General features: G+C 41.3%; 13 protein-coding genes, 1 tRNA gene and 1 pseudogene. 12 read left to right on the forward strand and 3 right to left on the reverse strand.

Translation table 11 applies throughout. The annotated features are described in order from the left end of the window. The 3 genes from HYU69_05050 to HYU69_05060 all read left to right on the forward strand — a co-directional run. Positions 1–1689: PKD domain-containing protein (locus HYU69_05050; protein MBI2269711.1), on the forward strand; the 1689-nt coding region annotated here is incomplete at its 5' end. Between the two features lie 27 nt (positions 1690–1716). Next, positions 1717–5448 carry a hypothetical protein gene (locus HYU69_05055; protein MBI2269712.1) on the forward strand — a complete coding sequence of 1244 codons (3732 nt, stop codon included), beginning with the start codon at positions 1717–1719 and terminating at the stop codon, positions 5446–5448. 98 nt (positions 5449–5546) lie between these two features. Next, positions 5547–6884 (forward strand): bifunctional folylpolyglutamate synthase/dihydrofolate synthase, encoded by a 1338-nt coding sequence (locus HYU69_05060; GenBank protein ID MBI2269713.1) that lies wholly within the window; start codon positions 5547–5549, stop codon positions 6882–6884. Between the two features lie 55 nt (positions 6885–6939). Here the strand turns inward: HYU69_05060 and HYU69_05065 are convergent, their stop codons facing one another. Then, the gene (locus HYU69_05065) at positions 6940–7593 is read right to left on the reverse strand and encodes a YceH family protein (GenBank protein MBI2269714.1); all 654 of its coding nucleotides are present in this window, start codon (positions 7591–7593) and stop codon (positions 6940–6942) included. A gap of 218 nt (positions 7594–7811) precedes the next feature. Here HYU69_05065 and HYU69_05070 point away from each other — a divergent pair, with 218 nt between their 5' ends. Then, complete coding sequence (locus tag HYU69_05070) at positions 7812–8210, forward strand: STAS/SEC14 domain-containing protein (GenBank protein MBI2269715.1); 399 nt, start codon at positions 7812–7814, stop codon at positions 8208–8210. Between the two features lie 52 nt (positions 8211–8262). On the opposite strand, the gene HYU69_05075 is transcribed toward HYU69_05070, so the two are convergent. Both HYU69_05075 and HYU69_05080 read right to left on the reverse strand, forming a co-directional pair. Next, positions 8263–8730 carry a hypothetical protein gene (locus HYU69_05075; protein MBI2269716.1) on the reverse strand — a complete coding sequence of 156 codons (468 nt, stop codon included), beginning with the start codon at positions 8728–8730 and terminating at the stop codon, positions 8263–8265. Between the two features lie 93 nt (positions 8731–8823). Continuing rightward, positions 8824–8898: transfer RNA gene (locus HYU69_05080), tRNA-Val, on the reverse strand. A gap of 193 nt (positions 8899–9091) precedes the next feature. Here HYU69_05080 and HYU69_05085 point away from each other — a divergent pair. The 8 genes and pseudogenes from HYU69_05085 (at position 9092) to secA (ending at position 20924) form a co-directional block, all read left to right on the forward strand. Then, positions 9092–9877 carry a class I SAM-dependent methyltransferase gene (locus HYU69_05085; GenBank protein ID MBI2269717.1) on the forward strand — a complete coding sequence of 262 codons (786 nt, stop codon included), beginning with the start codon at positions 9092–9094 and terminating at the stop codon, positions 9875–9877. A 172-nt stretch (positions 9878–10049) separates the two neighbouring features. Beyond that, positions 10050–10757 (forward strand): ABC transporter ATP-binding protein, encoded by a 708-nt coding sequence (locus HYU69_05090; protein ID MBI2269718.1) that lies wholly within the window; start codon positions 10050–10052, stop codon positions 10755–10757. 139 nt (positions 10758–10896) lie between these two features. Then, positions 10897–15291 (forward strand): hypothetical protein, encoded by a 4395-nt coding sequence (locus HYU69_05095; protein ID MBI2269719.1) that lies wholly within the window; start codon positions 10897–10899, stop codon positions 15289–15291. 60 nt (positions 15292–15351) lie between these two features. Continuing rightward, positions 15352–15924: a hypothetical protein gene (locus HYU69_05100; protein MBI2269720.1), complete on the forward strand. Its 573-nt coding sequence runs from the start codon at positions 15352–15354 to the stop codon at positions 15922–15924. 149 nt (positions 15925–16073) lie between these two features. Further along, complete coding sequence (locus tag HYU69_05105) at positions 16074–16646, forward strand: cob(I)yrinic acid a,c-diamide adenosyltransferase (GenBank protein MBI2269721.1); 573 nt, start codon at positions 16074–16076, stop codon at positions 16644–16646. Between the two features lie 278 nt (positions 16647–16924). Continuing rightward, positions 16925–17146 (forward strand): DUF2795 domain-containing protein, encoded by a 222-nt coding sequence (locus HYU69_05110; protein ID MBI2269722.1) that lies wholly within the window; start codon positions 16925–16927, stop codon positions 17144–17146. Positions 17147–17152: 6 nt separating this feature from the next. Beyond that, a complete protein-coding gene (locus HYU69_05115) occupies positions 17153–17482 on the forward strand; it encodes a hypothetical protein (protein MBI2269723.1) in 330 nt (109 codons plus the stop codon). A 233-nt stretch (positions 17483–17715) separates the two neighbouring features. After that, positions 17716–20924 (forward strand): annotated as a pseudogene (secA, locus tag HYU69_05120) (preprotein translocase subunit SecA). Positions 20925–21187 lie beyond the last annotated feature (263 nt).

A 21187-nucleotide genomic window follows, 5' to 3' on the forward strand; every position in this document is an offset into this window, starting at 1 on the left:
AGTGATTTTCCAACCACACCAGGCTGTTACGATCCAACCCTTAACAACGCGGCAGGAACAAATAATGGTGATGGAATATTATTTAAGCTGAGTTTAAATGGCGCCGGTACGGCCGATCTTAAATATTCAACTTATTTGGGAGGATCTTCAAATGACCAGTCTTTTGATATTGCCGTGAATGCTGCCGGTGAAGCTTTTGTGACAGGCATAACACTTTCAAATAACTTCCCTACCACTCCGGGTTCTTACGATCCTTCTTACAATGCACCTTGTACCACCGCTTCTTATAATGTCTTCCTTGTAAAAATGAATACTACCGGTACGGCATTGGTTTATTCAACTTTTGTAGGAGGTAATGGAATTGGAATGTCCGTTCAGGTAAATGCCAAAGATCAGGCCTATGTTAATGTAGCCTACCCTACCAGGGCGATTCCACTAACGGGAGGTGCCTGTGGAACATTAAATGATGTGCCAATGTTAACTTGCAGTTATAAGAAAATTGTAACCAATGGTAGCGGAGTTGCACTTTATAAATTCAATAATACCGGCAGCAAATTGCTCTTTACCGCATGGATAGGAGGAAGTAATATTGACGGCGATTTTGGGAATACCCATATTTCATTGGTCAAAAACGGCTGTAATGAAGATGTCGTCATGACCACTGTAACTCACTCTTCCGATTTTCCGACTACTGCCGGCACTTTTCAAACCAGCAAGAAGAACCTTCAGAGTTCGGAAGACCAACCGGTCGTGTTGCGTTTATCGCAAACATTCAACGCCGATTTTACAGTTCCTGCCGCAACTTGTAATTCACCGGCAAAGTTCAATAATATTACAAATCAATGCGGCATGTGGGATTCCGTACAAACATGGTTATGGGATTTTGGAGATGGTACAACTTCTAACCTGATAAGCCCAAGTCATACTTATGCCGTACCGGGCACATACACAGTAAAATTAATTGCCATTTGTCCTGATGATACTATTGCCAAAAGTATTACTGTTACCGGCGTTTGCGGGATGTCCGTTACTGCAACACCGGCAAGTGTTTGTCCGGGTGTCTGTGCCACTATTACTGCAACCGGTAATGGGGGTGCCGCCCCTTATACCTATTCCTGGAATACAGGTTTCACTACACAAAGTATAAATCCTTGCCCGGGCTCAACAACAACATATACAGTAAAAATAACGGATGCAGCCGGGGCAACAGCCACCACCACTTCAGTAATAACTGTTAATCCGGGAGTAAATGTTACGGCTGTCCCAACCGATATAACCTGCAATGGAAGTACGAATGGGAGTGCTGTTGCTACAGGCGGAAGTGGCACCTCTCCCTATACCTATAGTTGGAGTAACGGACAAACAACTCAATCCATAACAGGACTCATACAGGGTAGTTATACAATAAAAGTCACGGACAGTAAGGGTTGTACTTCAACAATAACAACGGTTATTATTTCACCGCCTGCAATTACCGGGCAGTTTGCCAAAGGCACTGCTAACTGTGCGGGTTGCGGCTGTAAGGAATGGGTAATGGTAAATGCCAGTGGCGGTACAACTCCTTACAGTTATTCATGGCCCGATGGATATGTGAACAGATATAAAAATCAGCTTTGTCCGGGCGCCTACACAATAAATATAAAAGATAAAAACGGATGCAGTGTGAACATAAATGTAAGTGCTCCATAATCTTTATTAAACTTTTTTCTACCTGGCTTGAGATCAACTAAAACCATATCATTCATTCTTGTTCTTTGGGTCTGTCTGCAATCGATTAATGCTCAGGTGCAGCGTTTGGCATCAGTAAGCAAAAGTCGGGATTGGATTAACAATCCTTTCGAACATTTTGTATTTGTGGAGAACAAAGGGCAGTTTAACAATGTAGATATTGATGTAAGGCGTAAAATTTGTTACTATGCTGATTCAAAAGGGGTAGATATTTATTTTTCACCAAATGGATTAATATACTGTCACGATGAGTATATATCCCTTGTGAATGAAGAGGAGCGGGAAAATATGGAAAAGGATGGAATGGAAGGCCGGAAAAAGGCTGTTGAGGTGAAGCGCCATTTTTTGCAGGTGGAGTGGGAGGGGTCAAGCTCATCTGCAGTAATAGAAGGAAGTGGAGCTCAATCTTTTTATTATACTTATCCGAACGGGAAAGACAATGGCAGAACCACATTTAAAGCGGGTTGTTTCAGGCAAATTACTTATAAAGAGCTTTATCCAGGCATAGATGTAGAATACATTCTTCCAGAAAAAGGTGGAGTAAAATATTCACTGATCCTTCATCCGGGGGCAGACCTTTCCAAAGTGAAAATGCGTTACTCTGGCGCAAAAGGATTGCACTCAGATAGTGAAGGTAATATTGTTATCGGCACTGAGTTTGGTGATTTTGTTGATCACGCGCCTGTGAGCTTTTATGCTCATGAGGGCACAAGTGGGGTTAGCGAAGGCATCCGCTCGTCATTTGAGTTAGTGGGGAATGCCGTTTCATTCAGATTAAATACCACGGCATCCGATTTTCAACCTGGAGCGTTGAACCCTGAACCACGAACCATTATCATTGACCCGTGGACTACTAATCCGGCTTTCCCCAATAACAAGGCATATGATGTCAATTATGACCAGGCTGGCAATGTCTATGTATTTGGCTCAGGAGTTGGCAGTCCGATAAATTATATGTTGGCTAAGTTTAACAGCGCGGGTGTGCTTCAATGGACATTTACAACAACCCTGGGCGGATACGTATTGAATGGTGTTACATCATCTACCACCTATGGCGATTTTGCCGTAGATGAGGTAAGTGGCTCATGCTACTTATTCGGCACATACGCTTTTGCTGTAAAAGTCAATTCGATTGGATTTCAGGTAGGAGGGTTTATGCAGCCGTCATACCCGGGTGGATTTGAATTTTGGAGAAGTGAGTATAATCGCTGCCTTAAAAAAATCGTGTTGGGTTGTGGAGCTATTTCTTCAAATTTTCAGGCAGCAATGCTTGATACATCACTCGCATCTCTTACTCCGGTAAATATCATTGGTACCACAAGCGCGGGTCACGATATTGCTTTGCTCTCCGTTGACCCCAACAGCTCTTTTGCATACATGGCATTTGCCCGAAGTGTGATTGATGCCGCAAACTTTAATAACGCCATGCTTAAATTACCCGTTCCGGCACTTTTGCCATCAAACTGGCTTGTTCCGAACAATGGGCACACATTTTTGGAAGGCTCAAGTGTCACGTATACTCCCAGTGCTAATGGAGCAGTATGCAACGGATTCAATGGGATGTCCTGTAGTCCAGGCTTTCTGTATACCTACGATGGAAGTGTATTGAAGAAGTGGAATAAAAATACCGGCGCATTTATTGCACAGATAAATACAGGTGGGACTATGTTCGCTTCAGGAGGCCTGAGTGCTGATAAATGTGACAATGTGTATGCCGGAGTAGGTAATCTTATAAAGGTGTATAACTCTTCGCTTGTACAGATCGCAAGCTATCCTGTTGCAAATACCTGTTATGATCTAAAATTGGGGCCGAATAATAAACTGTATGCCTGTGGTGCGGCATTTGTAGCGCAAATGGATGTACCTTCATTAACTACTCCGACAGCAATATCAACACCCGCTTCAGGGTGTAATATGTGTAATGGTTCTGCAACCGCATTGCCTTGCGGCAACCCTGCAGGGTATAATTATTTATGGAGCAATGGTGCAGTAACCCAGACGGCTTCGGGCCTTTGTCCCGGAACATATACGGTAAGTATTACTTATGCTTGCTCGGATATTGATGTTGTTACCGTATCAGTCCCCGGAGGTGTGGGAGGAATTATATTGAGCAGTATTCAGGCCAATCTGTGCTCAAATGTCGGGAGTGTTACTCTTACTGCCAGCGGTGGCGCTATTCCGTATACGTATTTATGGAGCAACGGTCAAACTGCAGCTGCTTTGACAGGTCTTGCAGCGGGAAGCTATACCGTTACAGCCACTGATGCCAACGGATGTACAACATTCAAGGCGATAAGTATTATAAATACGCTCAATGCAATCGCCACATCAAAATACGGCGGCTGCTCAGGAGGCAGTAATGGCAGTATTGCGCTGAATGTTACAGGCGGAAGTCCTGGCTATACTTATGCCTGGAGCAACGGACAATCTGGTGTAACTGCTACCAGCTTAGCAGCGGGGACTTATACCGCCACAGTGACTGATGCAAATGGTTGTATTCAGACAATTGTAAGTATTCTGCCTGTATATTATCCTTTAACAATTCAAACTGATCAGACTACTATATGTACTGCAGGCAATAACGGACAGGCCACTGTTGTTTCTGTTTCGGGTGGTACTTCATCCTATGCATACAGTTGGAGCAATGGGCAATTATCACCCACCGCAATTAATTTAACCGCCGGAACCTATACTGTTCGGGTAACTGATGCCAATGGATGTACCGCCACAAAATCTGTTACAATAACTAATGGTCCGAACCCGGCCAATGCTTCATTTACTCAATCCCCAACAGGAACTATCTGTAAAGGATCAACAGTGAATTTTACCAATACAGGAACATCGGCTCTTTTATCCGGACATAAGTGGACCATTCCCGGACAGGGTCCGGTCGTATCAGGAAGTGTTACTGATTTTACTTATAGTTTTGTAAATCTTTCCTATACGTTTAATTCAGTCGGAACATATACTGTAACTCATTCAGTGAGCTATCCGACCGGTGGTTGTACAGCATCTCAGTCGACCACTATAACTGTGGTAAATTGTACCGGCCCTGTTGTAGCAGCTACTGGCAGTTCTATATGTCCGGGTAATTGCGCTACCGTAACTTCAACCAACACTGGCGGGTCAAGTCCTTATACATATTTATGGAGTAACAGTGCCACAACACAAAACATAAACCCTTGTCCGGTATCTACCACGGCATATACGATAACAGTAACCGATGCGGGAGGAAGTACGGCCACAAGTACGGCTGTGGTAACGGTCAATGTGGCCGTCAGTGCAACAGCAGTTTCAACAAGTATAAGTTGCAGCGGAGGTGTTAATGGTAGCGCCCAGGCCAGCGCGGGTGGTGGAATTTCACCGTATACGTATATCTGGAGTAATGGAGTTTCAGGTTCAATGGTTTCAGGTTTGAGTTCCGGGACTTATACAGTTACAATTACTGACAGCAAGGGATGTGCCGATATTACAACAATCATAATAAATTCACCGCCTCCTTTAACCGGCCAATTTGTAAAGGGCACAGCAAGTTGTACACCTTGTGGTTGTAAAGAGTGGTTAATGATAACTGCAAACGGCGGTACAAGTCCATATACATACACCTGGTCGGATGGATATGTGAACAGATATAAAAATCAGCTTTGTCCGGGGGCCTACACAATAAATATAAAGGATAAAAACGGATGCAGTGTAAATCTTAACATTTCCGCACCATGATCGCTTCTTAGTGTTGAATGCCAGGGTTTGGTTTTTTATCCCCACTGTTGAGCAATAAAAATACGCGATCTTTTTAAAGTATTTACCTTTACAGGTAGATGAATTACAAAGAAACCCTTCAATATATGTATGATGCTTTGCCCATGTTTCACCGCATTGGCAGCGCAGCTTATAAAGCGGATCTTAATAACACTATTGCCATTTGTAATTTGTTAAAAAATCCACAGGACAAGTTCAGGTCGATACATGTAGCGGGCACAAATGGTAAGGGTTCAACTTCTCACATGCTTGCCTCAATATTGCAAAGTGCAGGTTATAAAGTTGGCCTATATACTTCACCTCATCTGAAGGATTTTCGCGAGCGTATTAAGATCAATGGAAAAATGATCCCGCGAAAATTGGTTATAGATTTTGTTTCCAGATATCGGTCCGACTTTGATCGTATTCAGCCTTCCTTCTTCGAAATGACAGTAGGTTTGGCCTTCGATCATTTCGCGAAACAAAAAGTTGATATCGCAATAATTGAAGTAGGGTTGGGAGGAAGACTTGATTCAACAAATGTTATCACACCATTGTTATCGGTAATTACAAATATAAATTACGACCATCAGAACTTATTGGGTGATACTTTAGCAAAGATTGCTGCTGAAAAGGCCGGTATTATTAAGCCGGGCATCCCCGTTGTAATTGGTGAAACACAGGCAGAAGTAAAAAGTGTTTTTACAAAAAAAGCAGTTGATTGTAACTCCCGGATCTTTTTTGCCGACAAATTTTACAAACTCAAAAATTATAAACAGGAGAGTAAAAAAGGAAAACTATACCTCGATGCAGATGTTTATCGACGGACAAAATTAATTATCTCCGGTTTGAGATGTGAATTGCCGGGATTGTATCAACTTAAAAATATTACAACTGTTTTAATGGCAATAGATATCCTCACTTGTCCCTCGCCCCTCGCCCCTCGTCCCTTGTCTTCCGTCCCTCGTCCCTTTAACATAAGTTTTGGACATATTTATAAAGGGATTGCTAATGTTGTTTCACAAACAGGTTTGCGCGGCCGATGGCAGGTGCTTAATGAGAAACCTTTGGTAGTTACCGATACTGGCCATAATGAAGCCGGTATTAAAGAAGTATTGAAGCAAATAAGGGCCACACCTCATAAAAAGCTGCATATAGTTTTGGGAATGGTAAATGATAAGGACATTAAAAATATACTCGGCCTATTACCCAAAGGGGCGGCGTACTACTTTTGTAAACCCCGTATTCCTCGCGGACTTAATGAAAAGGAATTGCAACAACAAGCGTATCGGGCAGGGCTAAAAGGTTTATCCTATAATTCGGTGAAAAGTGCCTATAAAGCCGCACGACTCGCGGCCGCTAAAACTGATATGGTGTTTGTAGGCGGCAGTACTTTTGTAGTCGCTGAAGTAGTTTAACCACATTTCAAAAATGCCAATCCAATATCTCCGAACATTGCATTGGAACATTCTCTCAGCCGGTCCATTCTTTTAAAAGTTTTTCAAAAGCAGATTTTAATTCTGATAATTCTTTTTCAAGAGTTTCTATGCGGCTTTCAAGGTTGTTTGTGTTTGCGTTTTCGTGATCTTCCTGTATTTCCTCATCAGTCTCCTGCTGAACTTCACCGAACAAATGAATAAACCGTTGCTCTTTTTTGCCGGCGCGTCGGGGTAATTGTTTAATGAAGGGAGTGTCGCCCTGTGAAAGCTTTTCCAATACCTGTAAGACTTCTTCAAGGGAATCAAATTCGTATAATCTTGCAGAATTCGAATTTATTTCGCCAGGTGTTAAGGGACCTCTTAAAAATAAAAGACATAGAACGGCCAGATCAGCAGGATTAACCGGGTATACAATGGCAAAATTGTGTTTGTATTTCAAGGCACGACTTCCTGCACCTGTAGCGGTAGAGATAAGACCTTTTCTTTTTAAGTTGTTTAATGCCAGGACCACGGTTTCCTCATCATACTGTACAATTGGGTTGCGGGAAGACTTTTGATTACAGGCTAAAGTAAGAGCATTTACGGTTACCGGATAATGATCAGGAGTTATTTTACTTTTTTCGATCAGTGACCCTAAGACCCTGATTTCTGTTGGATCCAGAATGACAATTGGTTTTTGAGGTTCCATATTACAAACGTAATAGATTTAATTTGTAAATATATGGCAATCGCTTCTAACTAATTGCCCAGGCTGTTTTAATAACTGGTAAAAGTGTTATATATTTGATGCGCATGCCTTAGTGTGGTTGTGATTTTGCCAAAAATAGTTAAACAACTGCTTTGTTAAGTTTCATAAATTGAAATAATTAATAATATTAATTATCAACTCTTTTTTCGATTTTGACTATGAAAGCAGTTCAAGGTCTTGAGATAATAAGAACCCGTAATTCCGAAATATGGTTGGACGAAGAGGGCATCCTGAGATTAAAGCCAATTAAGGGTGGAGATATTGACCTGGACGAAGCCAGGGCTTGTTTCGAGGTATACAAAAAATTAGGGTGTGATAAAAAGAAAGTGCTTCAATTGATTGATGCGAGTGAAGGTGCCGCAATAACGCATGAAGGGAGGGAGTATGCATCTCAACATGGCCGGTATTATTTTATTGCATCCGCAATAGTCGGCACCTCTTTAGCCGTCCGGCTAATTGTAAATTTTTTCAATTCCTTTTATAAGCAGCCGGTTCCGTTTAAACTTTTTTCTAATGAGGAGGACGCATTGAAGTGGTTAAGAAGTTTCAGGAAATAAAAAAGGGATCAAATTTAATGATCCCTCTTTTTGTAAAAAAAACCGAAAAGAATTAGTTGTAAGTAATATCAATTATTTTAACACCACCCTGAATGCTTGTTACGGAAAAAGATGATTTGCTGTAAATTTTTCTTTGTGTTGTTGTAGGCCCGGTTGAAATAATCTGATCTGTTTCAAAATCCTGAGGGTAAACAGTTACAGATACTGGTTTTGCCCCGGCTTCAACAGTAATACTATACGTTCCATCCGATTTTACTGATGTTGAATAAAATCTGTCTCTTGGAACTGTTGGGGAGGGAGTGTAAAGATCTGCAGTTGATACCTTAGCTATTATGGTGCTTAAAGATGTAACATCTTCATTCCCGGATATTGTTGTGTTCAGGTCTGCATAAACTCTTCCTTTTATTACAGATGAGCTAAGTGCTTCTGCGCTACCCCCACTTGTGGTTTCCTCTTTCTTTTTACATCCGCTGGTCCAGATAGTAGCGGAGATCAAAGTAATGATTAATGCTGTTTTCATTGAAAGCTTTTTCATGATCGTTTTGTTATGAGTTAATTATTATTAAAAATTTAAACATCGCAGAATCTCTTCTGCAAAAATTGAATTTATTAGTGGGAGCACATGGATTCGAACCAAGGACCCTCTGCTTGTAAGGCAGATGCTCTAAACCAGCTGAGCTATGCTCCCAATGTATTAACCGAAGCTGAAATTTCATTAAAAATGAAGAACGGGCTGCAAATATATGCACTTTGTTGATATGTGCAAAATAAATACCCGGACATTGAATTTAATGCTCTTTGGCCTTATTTAAGGGCTAAAGCTTCAATATTCAAATTTTTCTCATCTTCTTACATTAAACTCTTTTACTAACTTCGGGTAAATGAGCAAGATCAGAACAGGAATTTCCTATTTTAAATACCTGCTTCGTGCCCAGACAAAGCACGATGTGCATTCCCCATTTGTGTTTAATTTACTTACTACTGTTATTCAAAACAATGAATTATATTATTTGTATGGGTCAATTGAAAAACTAAGAAATGAACTGTTGAATGATCCTGTGGAAGTACAGGTAACAGACCTTGGTGCAGGATCTGTAGTCTTAAAAACAGGCACACGAAAAATAAGTGACATCACGAGACATTCGTTAAAATCTGCTAAATACAGTCAGTTATTATTTCGCCTGGTCAATCATTTTAAACCCAATACAATTTTGGAATTGGGCACTTCTTTGGGTATTACAACATTATATATGGCTATAGCCAGCAGTCAAACCAGGGTGGTAAGTATTGAAGGCAGCAAAACCATCGCTCAATATGCAAAACAGAATTTTGAAAAATTGAACATAAAAAATATTCAATTGACAGTTGGGAATTTTGATGATGTATTGCAATCCCGGTTAAATGAATTAAAACACGTCGATCTTGTTTTTTTTGATGGTAATCATCGCAAGGAACCCACGCTTCGTTATTTCGGGCAGTGTCTTCAATGTGCGCATAACGATTCGGTTTTTATTTTTGATGACATTCATTGGTCAGTTGAAATGGAACAAGCCTGGGAGTATATTAAAAAGCATGACCGGGTAACACTAACGGTGGACTTATTTTTTATAGGAATAGTTTTTTTCAGAAAAGAACAAGTGAAAGAACATTTTGTGCTGCGTTATTAGTTCACATTCTGCCCTGTCCGAAGGAGGGGTGCCTTGCGCACATGCCAATATTTACACACTAGTTTTATAGTAACTATCTGTTTTTTTATAATAAGGCAAGCGTGTCAGCACCTTCCCTTTCGAGGAAGGCCGGGATGGAGCTTAATTTTCTTATCTTTAACTCATGCCTCCAATAATTGAGCTTAAGAATATTGCCCGTACTTACCGGGTTGGTTCCGAAACGATCCATGCCTTACGTTCTGTTACACTCGATATTTCAAAGAACGAGTATGTGGCGTTAATGGGGCCTTCCGGTTCTGGAAAATCAACTTTAATGAATGTGCTTGGGTGCCTGGATACTCCAAGCGACGGGGAATATATGCTCAATAATATTGCTGTTTCTAAAATGAGCGATAACAACCTTGCCGAGGTTCGGAATAAAGAAATAGGATTTGTATTCCAGTCATTTAATTTATTACCGCGCTACTCAGCACTTGAAAATGTTATACTTCCACTGGTTTATGCGGGAATGCCTAAAGCCGAAAGAGAAGAGCGGGGTAAATTAGTGCTGGAACAGGTTGGCTTAACTGAGCGCATGGACCATAAACCGAATGAACTTTCAGGCGGACAAAAGCAGCGTGTCGCCATTGCAAGAGCTTTAGTGAACAATCCCGCCATCATATTGGCCGATGAACCAACCGGTAATCTCGATTCAAAAACATCCATTGAGATCATGGGATTATTTGAGGAAATTCATAAACATGGTAACACCATCATAATTGTAACCCACGAAGAAGATATCGCCCAATATGCCCATCGCATAGTTCGTTTAAAGGATGGCCTTGTTGAATTAGATAAACAGAATGAAAACATCCGTAGCGTTCTGAAAGCTACAGTATAGTTCCTCTCCTTTGTTTTTATATAGCTCATTGTCAATCAGTTGTGATTGGCCTCTAATTCTTTCTGTGGAATTTCCTCTTGCATTGCACCTTACTATCAAAGCAAAACAAATTATTAATAACTATATAAAACTTACAGCCATGAATAGGAAATCAATAAAAAGAACAATTGCCATCTCAACAGGTGTTGCAGCATTGGCAGGCCTCATCGGTTGGGTTACACCCACCGATCTTTTGAATCAGGCGATCGAAAACCGATTTATAAAAAAATTGAAAAACGAATTGGCAGAATATAATGCCGTATGGAAAGAAGACCGTGTATACCTGCAGCTGGATAAACCTTTTTATGAGCCGGGGGAAAATATCTGGTTCAGCGCTTTTGTGCGTGATGGAAAAGACCTCCGGCCGTCTGAACAAAGTGAGATCGTACACGTCGATCTGATCGGACCTAAAGGTAATGTAGAGCAAACACTCAATATAATTGCAAAAAATGGAAAATGCGCCGGCGATTTTGCCTTGGCTGAAGAAGCACCAGGAGGGTTGTATAAAATAAAAGCTTACACGAATTGGCAAAAGAATGATGGTGAAAATTATGGTTTTGAAAAAAACATACAAGTGCAGGAGGTCGTGCTCCCTAATTTGAAAATGAAACTTGACTTTGAAAAAAAGGCATTTGGAAGCGGAGATGAAGTGGTTGCCAAGCTGGAACTTAACACAAATGAGAACAAGCCTTTGGCTGATCATACCATCAGGTTTGTGGCTTCATTGGATGGAATCAAAGCGATTGAAAATTCCGCCATCACTGATAATGAGGGTATCAGCTATGTACACTTTAAGCTTCCCAAAGACCTTAAAACAGTTGACGGACTCCTGAACATACTGGTTGATTATAATGGCAGTACTGAAAGTGTATCCCGGTCCATCCCGATCATATTGAACAAAATAAAATTTCAATTATTTCCAGAAGGCGGTGACCTGGTTGCCAATATGCAGAGCAATGTTGCATTCAGGGCCCTTAATGAATTTGATAAACCTGCCGATGTGGAGGGTGTAGTAATGACGGAGAAGGGTAGTGTGGTTGAAACATTCAGCAGTTACCATATGGGGATGGGCTCGTTCACAGTGAAACCACAGAACGGAGAGAAATATTTTGTAAAGATTACGAAGCCTGAAGGGATAAACGAAACTTTTGAATTACCGGAAGCACTTCCCAAAGGATATGTGTTAAGCGTTGATAATTCTTCCCAGGATGAACTTACCCTCGGAATTAACTCACTAGGAGTTGAAGAACTGTCGGTTGTTGCACAAGTGCGCGGGGAGATATATTACGCAACCGCGGTCAATGCCCAATCAGGATTGAATAAAGTAATTATCCCGGTTTCTAAATTTCCAATGGGTGTGGCGCAAATAACTTTATTCGACAGCAAAGGCATTGAGCGTGCTGAACGGCTTTCGTTTGTGAACAAAGGCAAGCACCTGGATGTTTCAGTAAATACGGATAAACAAAAATATTTACCCCGCGAAAGAGTAAAAATGACCGTTTCTGTAAAGGACGATCGTGGTATTCCAATGCCGGCCGAACTTTCGCTAGCTGTTGTAAATGATCAGTTACTTTCATTCGCTGATGATAAGTCGGGTAATATTTTATCCGAACTGTTACTTCAGCAGGATATAAAGGGCAAGATCGAAGAACCTGCTTTTTACTTTAATGATAAGGAAACCAAAGCAGGCAAGGCGCTTGATTATCTTTTAATGACTGCAGGCTGGAGAAAATTTAAGTGGGAGGATCTGGAATCAGCAAAGGCTCGCTCTGCTGATTTTCAGCCGGAGAACACAAAAGTCTCAGGAGTTATTCTGGATTCAAAAAACGGACAACCAATTAAGAATGCCGTTGTAAAGGTCGGCAACTCTGCATATACTACAAATGAAAACGGAGAGTTTACTATTAAAGGATTGGAATTATATTCTCCAGTAATGTTGACCATTTCTGCTGCCGGATATTCCCGGCAAATACAGTATGTATATAATTACGGAAGCCACCCTGCTTATTATATGTACGACGCTAATGCTTACAGGTACAATCGTACAAGAAGCGAATTAATGGAGAATGCTTTAATTCCTCAGGCCGCAATGGGTGCCGGTGGTGATGATGCTCCAATGGGATCGGTTAAAAAATCCTCGGCTCCGTTTAATAATCAGTTTAAAAATAAGAAGGGTAGAGGCGAGGTTGCTTCAAAAAAGGCGCCACGGGATGGTGCGAAGGTTGCAGAACCCAGGGCTGAAAGAAAGAAGGACAATAATAAAGAGGAAGCAAGACGTGCGGACCGGTTTGGTCGTCTCGCACAGGAGAAGGTAATGATGGATGAAGAAATGGATTGGGAACAACCTGCTCCGCGTAATGTATCCTATTATCGTGCACGTAAATTTGCAGCTCCTGTATACGACAAAGAACAAAAAGTGGATGTGCGTACAGATTTTCGTTCTGCAATTTTCTGGGACCCCTCTGTAAGTATTGATCGTACAGGTAAGAAAACAATTGAGTTTTATAACTCGGATGACATTTCTTCTTTCCGCGTGACAGTTGAAGGTATCAGCTCTGATGGAATGATAGGAAGAACTGAAAATGTATTTTTCACACAGCTGCCTTTTGCAATGAGTACAAAAGTGCCTGTTGAAGTAGCAACATCCGATATTGTTTCTATTCCGATCACCCTTAAAAACAATACGGATAACCCTCTTGGCGGAACTTTTACAATTACTGCTCCTGATGGATTACAGGCGGTGTCATCAACTGAACTGGTTCAGACCATTATGCCCGGTAAGGCTAAAGTGGTTTACGTTGATTACAAAGTCTTGAATAAGATCGGCTCCGGTGATTTCTCTATCTCCTTTAAAAGTTGTGGCTTGTCTGATGCGTTTACTCAAAACATAAAGATCGTATCAAAAGGATTCCCTGCATCAGCTTCTTTTTCAGGACAGGAAGTGGAAAAAGAATATGTAGTTTATCTTGAGAATTTAGTTGACGGATCTCTGAAGGCTACTCTCAATGCGTATCCGAATGTAGTGGGTGATCTTATGAAAGGTATTGAAGGGATTTTGTCTGAGCCTTATGGCTGCTTTGAACAAACCTCATGTACCGCTTATCCTAATGCTATGGTGCTCGATTACATGAAAACAACAGATAGCAAAGATGATAAAACTTTGTCGCGCGCAACTGCATTACTTGATAAAGGATACGCAAGGCTTACCACTTTTGAAACAAAGGAAAAGGGATACGAATGGTTTGGAGCTTCCCCCGGGCATGAAGGTCTTACGGCGTATGGTTTGCTTGAGTTCGCCGACATGAAAAAAGCCGGTGGAAATGTTGATCAGAAAATGGTTGACCGTACTGCCGGGTGGATCATGTCGCATAAAGATGGCAAAGGTAAATTCACCCGTAACAGGCATGCTTTGCATGATTATGGAAGGATAAGTGATGATATTTTGAATGCCTATATCGTATACGCTCTTGCAGAAGCCGGTTACACAGATATCAAAAGAGAATTTGAAACAGCATACGCAACGGCAATATCAACAAAAGATCCTTATATGCTGGCCATGATGGCGAATGCCGCTTACAAATTAAATGAAACAAAAAAGGCGAAAGATGCTATTACTTCCTTACTAGGCAGTCAGGATAAAAATGGCAGCTGGACCGGATCAACACACTCAATCACTTATTCACAGGGTCGCTCATTGACCATTGAAACAACTGCAATTGCAGCAATGGCCTTAATGAAAACTCCGGGTAAAAATATAGGTTCGCTGAAACAGGCATTTGATTTTATCGTAAACTCGCGTGACGGAAGCGGAACATTCAGCAGTACACAGGGAACTATTCTCGCACTTAAAGCGCTTACGCAATTCGCGAAGGAAAGCAAAAAGACCAGTGAGAACGGAACCATTGCTGTATATGTTGATGGTAGAAAAGTTGCTGAAAGATCTTATAAAGCCGGAGATAAAGGCGCTATTGTAATTGATAGTCTTGAAAAGTTCCTAAGGTCGGGAAAGAACACTGTCAAAGTGAAATACATTGGCGTGAAAGAACCATTGCCATACTCAGTTGCAGTGAACTGGAATACCTCTTTACCTGCCAGTGATAAGGATTGCAGCGTAAGCCTGGTTACAAAAATGGGGACAAAAAACGTAAAAGTTGGCGAAACGGTTCGGTATTCAGCTACAATTAAAAATCTCAAGAACTCCGAAATCCCAAGCACTATGGCATTGATCGGAATACCTGCGGGTTTAACTGTTCAGCCTTGGCAGTTAAAGGAGCTGCAGGAAAAGAAAGTGTTTGATTATTATGAGATCAAAGGAAACAAGATCGCGATCTATTACCGTGGAATGGCTGCGAATGATGTGCGCCAAATCAATCTCGACCTGAAGGCAGAAGTGCCCGGAGAATTCGATACTCCTGCATCATCCGGTTACCTATACTATACAAATGAGTTTAAATGCTGGAGTGGTGTGGATAGAATCAAGATCAGTAAAATATAATACCCGACCCCGATCTGTGAAGCGCCCTTTAGCCGGGGCGCTTTATTCCGGGCAATCGTTATGAAGAGAACTTTAAAAATACTTATCATACTGCTGTTCGCTTGCAGTGGAGTATGGGCCCAACACGCTGATACTGTTGTCGACCCGACAAGCTTTCCACTGAGCGATCCCAGAAATCCGAATTGCCCCTGTCACAAACTTCAGCAGCTGGCCGATGAAGAATACAGAAAAAGTCAAAAGAAAGATCCGGATAGTATCCTGCAGCAAAAAGTGAAACAAAAGGATGAAGTTGATAGGACAAAGAATATCAATTCAAATGATAAAAAAATAATCCAACGTGATGAATTGAGTAACCCTGTGATCAGCTTGAATAATATTCAAATACAGCAACCGCTGGTTCAGGATGGTAACTACGATCTGGGTTCATTGGAAAGCGGCGCTCAAAATGACAATGCATTGCACCGCGGCACTTTTTCAAAAGAGGCATCATCAAAAAAGAGTATCGCCTTTTTCTACAAAAGGTCAGCCCTTAAAAAGTTTTTTTGCAAAGTAGGCCGTAAATGGCAGCGAATATTTCGCAAAAAGAAAAGCAAGGCGCATCACGTTGATAATTGCTTTTCCTGGAATGTTTGAAGACGGAATTGTATAATTCTTCGAGAGTGGGTCTAAATTTTTTATTTTCTGAAGCCATCTGTTGTAAGGCAGTGAATCCGCAGGATTTTTTCAAGCTTATTTTTATATTTTTTGAAAAAAAATCATGTAGGTTTGTTAAAAGCTTTTACATGAAGATCTACACCAAAACCGGCGACAAAGGACAAACTTCATTAATTGGAGGAACCCGTGTCCCCAAGCATCATATTCGCATTGAAGCCTACGGCACAGTGGATGAATTGAATTCATGGATAGGCCTGTTGCGCGACCAGCAAATTAAAGATGAATACAAGAGCCTTTTAATTGAGGTACAGGATCGTTTGTTTACCATTGGATCAACACTGGCAGCGGATCCTGAAAAGACAGGAGCTCATGGTGAGCGGATCCGAACCATGAAATTGCCGGAGTTAACAGAAGCCGATGTAACCACACTTGAAAGGGCCATTGATAAAATGAACGAAGGGCTGCCCGAAATGCGCTCTTTTGTTTTGCCGGGTGGACATGCAATTGTATCCTATTGCCATATTGCCCGCTGCGTTTGCCGACGGGCCGAAAGGAATACAACCCATCTGGCCGAGACCACACCTGTTAACGAACTCGTTATTAAATACCTCAACCGTCTATCCGATTACCTTTTTGTACTTGCCCGCCGGCTTTCACACGATTTGAAAGTTATTGAAACGCCTTGGAAACCAATAATTTAATAAAGTTTTCCACATTGTTTTGACATTATTAGGTTACTATCGATTTATTTATACTTTTGCACGAAATTGATGTGAAATAATAATTTATCGTTTACTTAACACATTGAAAATATTTGTCCTTCAACATCACTTTCACTTAGCTTCAGTGGAGTAAAGAGTAAATGTTAAAACGGGCAACAACTCAGTGGTTCAAAAAAAGTAAATGATTGCCGTAACATCTTTTTAAAAATTGCGTTACAAGCAATTATAGTACTGACACTTAAATGTAAAAATATACTATGTATTGGACCTTAGAACTAGCCTCATATCTCGAAGACGCACCCTGGCCTGCGAATAAGGATGAATTAATCGACTTTGCAATTCGTTCCGGAGCGCCTATGGAAGTTATCGAAAATCTTCAGGAGATAGAAGATGAAGGTGAAATGTATGAGACTATTGAAGAGATCTGGCCCGATTATCCTACCAAAGAAGATTTCTTCTTTAATGAGGATGAATATTAATGTATTATGAAAAATAAAGCGTTTCCCTTTGAAGCGGATGTTATGATTTTTGAATCTGATGGCTCGGCGGAGAGTTGGCCGTCGATTGACATCAGTGTTGATGGGATAAATGTATACTGCGAATCTGAATTATCTGACGGGGATGAGTTGATGGTGGGATTTGATGATTCCGCTAATCAGGAACACAAAGATGTTTTGGTTAATAAACAAAAAGACAATTTATATTATTTAAAGTTTGTAGAATCTTTTGAGCTATATGATTTGAAACTCCTTATCAGCAAGTGCCACGGAAAATCTCAAACCGCTTCGATGCTGCCAGATTTCAAAAAGAAGTAGTCGCTTAATTCATTTGCTCAGCCTTTAGTTCTGGATAATTGAAATTCAGTTTCTTTAAAAAATTCCGATGATTATTTTGTATGGGTTTGCTATTTTCAGTTTTACTTCTATCTCTATTTTGTGGCGCAAAAGCTCAAATCTTCTCCTAAAAAGAGTTATTTTTGTTTCCCTTTGTAAAGTGGGTGTATACCCAGCTTTGGATGGTAAAATTTTAATCTCAAACCTGTAGCCGAATGTTATCTTCTATTACAAAAAGTATTTCTAAAATATTCGGTACCAAATCCGATCGTGATGTAAAGGAAATACAACCTATTGTCGATGAAATACTCGAAGCGCATAAAGAAATTGAAAAGCTGAGTAACGATGAACTTCGCGGCAAAACAGCCGGATTTAAAAAACGGATAGCGGACCACATCTCCAAAGAAGAAAATGAAATTAAACAACTGCGTACGCAAATTGATGCAGGCGAGAATAGTGCTGTTGACGAGAAGGAAAAGATGTATGCGCGGATCGATGAACTGCAAAAAGAAATAAAAGGGAAAATAGAGGAAGCGTTAAATGATGTCCTGCCTGAGGCTTTCGCAGTAATAAAAGAAACCGCGAAGCGTTTTAAGGCAGGTGGGATTGAAGTGAGTGCAACTCAGTTCGACCGTGACATCAGTGTCCGCAAAGGAAATGTGGTGATACAGGGGGATAAAGCGCTGTGGAAAAACACATGGATGGTTGCCGGAAATGAAATTGCCTGGGATATGGTACATTACGATGTGCAGCTGATCGGAGGTATCGTTCTCCACCAGGGTAAGATATCTGAAATGGGAACAGGTGAAGGTAAAACGTTGGTTGCCACTTTACCTGTATACCTGAACGCATTGCCTGGTAAAGGGTTACATGTTGTAACCGTAAACAATTACCTCGCGAAACGTGACTCTGAGTGGAATGCGCCTTTGTTTGAGTTTCATGGCCTTACCGTTGATTGCATTGACCTTCATGAGCCAAACTCACATGAAAGAAGGGTAGCCTATACCGCAGACATTACTTATGGTACCAATAACGAATTTGGTTTTGATTACCTGCGCGATAATATGGCCCGTACACCAGAAGAACTGGTGCAGCGTGAACATAACTATGCTATTGTGGATGAGGTTGACTCCGTTTTGATCGATGATGCCCGTACACCACTTATTATTTCGGGACCTACTCCTAAAGGCGACAGTCAGGAATTTTACCAGCTCAAACCGCGCATTGAAAAATTAGTTAATGCGCAAAAAAGTTATGTGAATACCGCCCTCAATCTTGCCAAAACATTGCTCGCCGAAAAGAATGAAAAAGATGGTGGATTAGCTTTATTACGTGCATACAGGGGGTTGCCCAAAAGCAAAACACTTATCAAGTTTCTTAGTGAACAAGGCAATCGCGCTATTTTGCAAAAGACAGAGAACCAGTACATGCAGGACCAGTCACGTGAAATGCACAAGGTCGATGCGGAACTGTTTTTTGTGATCGACGAAAAAAATAATTCCATTGAACTCAGCGAGAAAGGGATCGAGATGATCACCGCTTCCGGTGAAGACTCAAAATTCTTTGTGCTGCCCGATGTAGGTGCCGAGATAGCTGAGATAGAACGCGCAGGTCTTTCAGACCAGGAAAAAATTACGCGTAAAGATGAATTACTCCGCGACTTCTCCATTAAATCAGAACGTATACATACCATCAATCAGCTGTTGAAAGCCTATACACTGTTTGAAAAAGATGATGAATATGTATTGATGGATGGCAAGGTTAAAATTGTGGATGAACAGACCGGTCGTATCATGGAAGGGCGCAGGTATTCGGATGGTTTGCACCAGGCCATTGAAGCCAAAGAAAATGTGAAGGTGGAAGCCGCTACACAGACATACGCCACCGTTACACTTCAGAATTATTTCCGGATGTACAATAAGCTGGCCGGCATGACCGGTACAGCTGAGACAGAAGCGGGGGAGTTCTGGAGCATCTATAAGTTGGATGTGGTGACCATTCCAACCAACAGACCCATACAACGTAAAGATGAAGAGGATCTGGTTTATAAAACCAAGCGTGAAAAATATAATGCGGTCATTGATGATATAGCAAAACAGGTACAGGCCGGAAGGCCTGTATTGGTGGGTACTACATCGGTTGAGATATCGGAATTGCTTAGCCGCATGTTGAAATTGCGAGGTGTAAAGCACAATGTGCTGAACGCTAAATTGCACCAGAAAGAAGCTGAAATTGTTGCCGAAGCAGGTAAGGCCGGCACCGTGACCATTGCCACTAATATGGCCGGTCGTGGTACAGATATTAAATTGGGGCCCGGAGTTAAAGAGGCCGGAGGTTTGGCTATTATTGGTACAGAGCGCCATGAATCAAGGCGTGTTGACAGGCAGTTACGGGGTCGTTCAGGCCGCCAGGGGGATCCGGGTTCATCTCAGTTCTTTGTTTCACTCGAAGATGATTTGATGCGGTTATTCGGTTCTGAGCGTATTGCCAAAATGATGGATCGTATGGGTTTGGAAGAAGGGGAAGTGATCCAGCACTCTATGATAACTAATTCGATTGAGCGTGCCCAGCGTAAAGTGGAAGAGAATAACTTTGGTATTCGTAAGCGTTTGATTGAGTACGATGATGTGATGAACTCCCAGCGTGAAGTAATATACAAGCGCAGGCGTCATGCGCTGTATGGTGAACGTGTTGCGGTAGATATCGCGAATATGATCTATGATACGCTCAGCACTTTGGTTACAGAGTTTCATGATGTTAAAGACTACGAAAATTTCAAGCTCGAACTTATTAAAACATTTTCAATGGAATGCCCTGTTGCCGACCAGGACTTCTTTGGAATGAAACCGGATGAAATGACGGATAAGGTTTACCATGCAGCGATCAATGCTTACAGGCACAAATCAGAATCTACTGCCGCAAAAGCGTTTCCTGTAATTAAAGATGTTTTTGAAAATCAGTCACAGTCGTATGAAAATATTGTGGTGCCGTTTACGGATGGTATTAAAACTCTGCAGGTTGTTGTAAATCTTAAAAAAGCATATGAATCCCGTGCCCGCGAAGTGACGGCTGACATGGAAAAAGGAGTTATTCTTGCCATGATAGATGATGAGTGGAAGGAGCATTTGCGTGAGATGTGTTCAAACAAATGATAAACAAGGTGAACAAAGAAATTATTTCTTTCCTCTATAAGGGGAGTCTGCCAAGTGATAATCCAAACCAGGTGCAGCAGGCACGCGTTCAGCAGCGTCCCCAGCAGCAATTAAAAACAAGTCGTGCCGAAGTTGCAGCGCCTGCAGCTAATGGTGAACCCCGGCAAGAGCGTCCAAAGCCACAACCTGTTCGCGTGGAACAAAAAGTGGGGCGCAATGATCCTTGTCCTTGCGGCAGCGGGAAAAAATTCAAGAATTGTCATGGAAAGTGAAGTGATTTCCCAACTTTTATCAAATCCTTTCTTATACTTGCTTTGTAGGGATTTTGACCTCCCGATACTTTCTTTTATTTTGTTGTTTTGGTGTTTATTTGTTGCCGTATTGCAATTGACTTTAATACCAAACCGCTATCAAGATGCTTAATAAATCCAGTTAAAATTACAAAGCGATTTCATTTTTTCCTTTTCATTATGTAATTCCCTCAAGGCTTTTTCAAGTTTATCATCAACTGCATCCAATGAGTTGAATGTATAGT

It is taken from the genome of Bacteroidota bacterium, from assembly GCA_016183775.1.
Lineage (GTDB): Bacteria > Bacteroidota > Bacteroidia > JABDFU01 > JABDFU01 > JABDFU01.